General features: G+C 70.4%; 3 protein-coding genes. 2 read left to right on the top strand and 1 reads right to left on the bottom strand.

Going from position 1 to position 3,843, the window contains the following annotated elements; translation table 11 throughout:
• The first annotated feature begins 64 nt into the window (after positions 1 to 64).
• Entirely contained in the window at positions 65 to 1,261 is a 1,197-nt protein-coding gene (gene pseC / locus Q0L11_RS15395; RefSeq protein WP_296598382.1) for a UDP-4-amino-4,6-dideoxy-N-acetyl-beta-L-altrosamine transaminase, read from the top strand.
• Here pseC and Q0L11_RS15390 read toward each other — a convergent pair.
• A complete protein-coding gene (locus tag Q0L11_RS15390; protein ID WP_296598381.1) occupies positions 1,258 to 2,955 on the bottom strand; it encodes a hypothetical protein in 1,698 nt (565 codons plus the stop codon). The two genes, pseC and Q0L11_RS15390, sit on opposite strands and share 4 nt — an antisense overlap.
• A 164-nt stretch (positions 2,956 to 3,119) precedes the next feature.
• Between Q0L11_RS15390 and Q0L11_RS15385 the strand changes: the two genes are divergently transcribed.
• A complete protein-coding gene (locus Q0L11_RS15385) occupies positions 3,120 to 3,839 on the top strand; it encodes a response regulator transcription factor (protein ID WP_296598380.1) in 720 nt (239 codons plus the stop codon).
• Positions 3,840 to 3,843 lie beyond the last annotated feature (4 nt).

Genomic DNA, 3,843 nt, shown 5'->3' with positions numbered 1-3,843 from the left:
TTCAGCTACGCCAGCGACACCAACGACGAGTGGCTGGACGGGCCGGGCCTGCTGGCGATGCTGGATGGCGGCGCGCCCCGGCGGCGCCGGCGGGCGGACGACTGACGCCATGCTGCCGTACGGCCGCCAGACGATCGAGGACGACGACATCGCGGCCGTCGTCGAGGCCCTGCGCGGCGACTTCCTGACCACCGGGCCGACGGTCGAGGCCTTCGAGACCGCATTCGCGGCCACCGTCGGGGCACGCCACGCGGTGGCCTGCGCCAACGGCACCGCCGCCCTGCACCTGGCCATGCTGGCGCTGGACGTGCAGCCGGGCGAGGTGGTGATCGCGCCGTCCATCACCTTCCTGGCGACGGCCAACTGCGCCCGCTACGTCGGCGCGGACGTTGTGTTCGCCGACGTCGACCCCGACACCGGCCTGATGACGCCGCAGACCCTGGCGGACGCGCTGGAGCGGGTGGGCGAGCGGCGGCTGCGGGCCGTGCTGCCGGTGCACCTTCGCGGCGACGCGGCCGAGCTGCCGGCCCTCGCGGAACTGGCGGCCTCGGCGGGCGCGGTGCTGGTGGAGGACGCCCCCCACGCGCTGGGCACGACCATGCGCTTCGGCAACGTGGCCGAGACGGTGGGCGACGTGCGCCACTCGGCGATGGCCACCTTCTCGTTCCATCCGGTGAAGACCATCGCCACCGGCGAAGGCGGTATGGTCACGACCAACGACCCCGCCCTGGCCGAACGCCTGCGGGTCCTGCGCAGCCACGGCATGGTGCGGCCGGCGGGCTGCGAGCCGTGGTGGTACGAGATGCCCGAGCCCGGGTTCAACTATCGCCTGCCCGACATCCTCTGCGCCCTGGGCCTGTCGCAACTGCGGAAGCTGCCGCGCTTCGCCGAACGGCGCCGCGCGCTGGCCGCGGCCTATCGCGAGGCGCTGGCCCCGCTGGCGCCGGTGGTGCGTCCGGCGGTCCAGCCGCGGTGGAGCGATCCGGTGCTGCACCTGATGACCGTGCTGATCGACTTTGAGGCGGCGGGCCGCACCCGGCTGGAGGTGGTGGAGGCGCTGAAGGCGCGCGGCGTCGGCAGCCAGGTCCACTACATCCCGGTGCACCGCCAGCCGTACTACCGCGAGCTCTACGGCGAGCTCGACCTGCCCGGCGCCGAGGCGTGGTACGCCCGGTGCCTGTCTCTGCCGCTCTATCCGGGGATGGCCGACGACGACGTGTCGGTCGTCGTGGACGCCCTGAAGGCCGCCCTCAGGTCTTAGGCCGCCAGGCCGGCGGCGTGGATCAGGTCGAAGATTTGCCGGCTCTGGTCGGGGGCCTTGGCCATCTCGACGCGCGTCTCGTCCATGCGGAACAGCCGCAGGGCCTCGGCGCGGGCGCGGTTGGCCGCGGGGCCCAGAGGCGCGCTCTCGCCCGCGGCCAGCTTCAGCAGCAGGGTCAGGCGGTGGAGCAGCGGCGCGTTGGCCTTCGCGACGGTAAGCGACAGCTTGGACGCGGCTTCGACGTGCCCGCCGATGTCGCCCAGCTTCTCTTGCAGGGGCTCGTAGTCGGACGGAACCAGGCCGCAGCGCGCCACCGCGCGGTGCAGGCTGGCGAGCTGGTTCAACCGCGCGCCGGGGTTCTCGTCGCCGCCGACCATCTCCTTCTCGAACCGCAGGGACGAGATGATGGCCTTGAGCCAGCCGCCCGCCTGGCGCTTGTTGCCGGCGCCGATGACGTTCTCGGTGAGCCAGACCAGCGCCTCGACCTCCTGGTACGCGGTCAGCCCCTGGCCGAGGTAGGCCTCCACGAAGTCGCCGGTCACCAGCATCTTCGAACGCACCGCGAAGGCCGACTGCACCTCCTCGAGCGGCAGCAGCTTGCCCGCGGCGGCCGTCAGCGACATGGCCAGCGCCCGCAGGATGTCGATCTCTCGCGCCGCTTCGCCGGGGCACAGCCGCCGCGGCCCCGTGAGCTCGCGCAGGATCCGCCGGCCGATGGCGGCGCGGGTGGTCTGGAAGTTCTCGCCGGAGAGCCACTGCGCCAGCCGCGTGGCCAGCGGCGAGAGTTCGGGCATGACCTTCTGCACCGACTTCTCGACCTTCATCAGCATCTCGACCGAGTCGTAGGCAGCGAGCCGGGTCATGGCCGCGAGATTGGCGCCCAGGTCGCGACCCTTGCCGAGGACGTCGGTGATGCCGGGCTTGGCCTCCAGGATCTCGGCCAGGGGCTGCTGGACCGTGGTCAGCGCCAGGCCGCGCGCGGGCCCCGCGGCCGGGGCGGCGTCGGCCAGGTCCATCAGCCGGGTGACCTTGTCCGACCAGTTCTTGGCCGGGGCGATGGAGGCGGCGACGCCGGCGCCCAGCAGGTAGCCTCGCTCGGGGTCCTGGGCCAGGCGCTCCGCGGCGTGGGCGAAGCCCTCCTTGTCGACGTCGGGCAGCGCGCCCTTGCGATGATCCTTCAGCAGCCGCTCGACCGCGCGCTCGATCAGCGCGTGGAAGACGCGGATCAGTTCGTGCACCGACATCGACCGGGCCTGCGCTTCGGGGATGGCGATCTTCTGCACCGCGTGCTGCAGGTCGATGCCCGAGGCCTCCAGCTTCTCGACGAGGTCGGGCCGGTGCAACAGTTCGAAGGGCGTCGCGTTGTTGCGTTCCAGCCAGGTCTCGAGCAGGCGGCCGATCCGTTCGCGGGCGTGCAGCGTGTAGAGGTCCTGCGGCGCGACGCAGAGCGGCTGGAGGTCTTCCTTCGGCGCGGCCTTGGCGGGGGTTTCGTACTGGCCGAGCTTCTGGATGACGACCGACTGGAACTCGCGGCTCTCTTCGTCGAAGACTTCCTTGGTGACCTTGACCGCGGCGGCGCGGCCCTCGGCCATCGCCTCCTGGGCGGTGCTCAATGCGGCGGAGCGGTTCTCGGTAGCGAGGTCGAGCGTCCAGGACGAGCCCGGCGTCTTCCGAATGAAGACTTCGAAGTGCACTCTCGAACCACCCATAAGGAACGCTTCCCCCCAGAAGAGGAATCACGTTCTCCGAAACAGCTTAAGTTCGTATTGACTTTGTTGGAGCTTTCCGCGGCCCCATTGAGGCCACGGTGAAGGCTCAGTAGCTTCCCACGCTTCGGTTAAGGAGAGTCCCACCACAGATGGCGAAGATCACCCTGGTCGACGATGACGAGAACATCGTCACGTCCGTCAGCCTGGCGCTCGAGAGCCATGGCCACACCGTGAAGGCGTACTACGACGGCGCCGCCGGCCTGGCGGCCCTGGAGAACGACCCGCCGGACCTGGCCATCCTCGACGTGAAGATGCCGCGCATGGACGGGATGGAGGTGCTGCGGCGGCTGCGGCGGACCTCGGAAATCCCCGTGATCATCCTGACGTCCAAGGACGAGGAGATCGACGAGATCCTCGGCTTCAACCTCGGCGCCGACGACTACATGCACAAGCCCTTCAGCCAGCGGCTGCTGCTGGAGCGGGTGAAGGCCCTGCTGCGCCGGACCGGGCGCGGGGAGGGCGACGAGGCGTCGGGGGCCGCTCCCGCCGCCGGCGACGTCGCGGCCCGGGCGCTCAAGCGCGGCAAGTTGACCCTCGACCCCGCGCGCCACGAGAGCCTGTGGGACGGCAAGCCGGTGAAGCTCACCGTCACCGAATTCCTGCTGCTCCAGTCGCTGGCCCAGCGGCCCGGCTTCGTGAAGAGCCGCGACAACCTGATGGACGCGGCCTACGACGATCAGGTCTATGTGGACGACCGCACCATCGACAGCCACATCAAGCGCATGCGGAAAAAGTTCCGCGAGGTGGACCCTGAGTTCGACGCGATCGAAACCCTCTATGGCGTCGGCTACCGATACCGGGAGTCCTGAGCCG

The organism is Phenylobacterium sp., from assembly GCF_024508875.1.
GTDB lineage: Bacteria > Pseudomonadota > Alphaproteobacteria > Caulobacterales > Caulobacteraceae > Phenylobacterium.
Note: the sequence above shows the minus strand (reverse complement) of the source record. Positions and strands in the feature narration are given on the sequence as shown.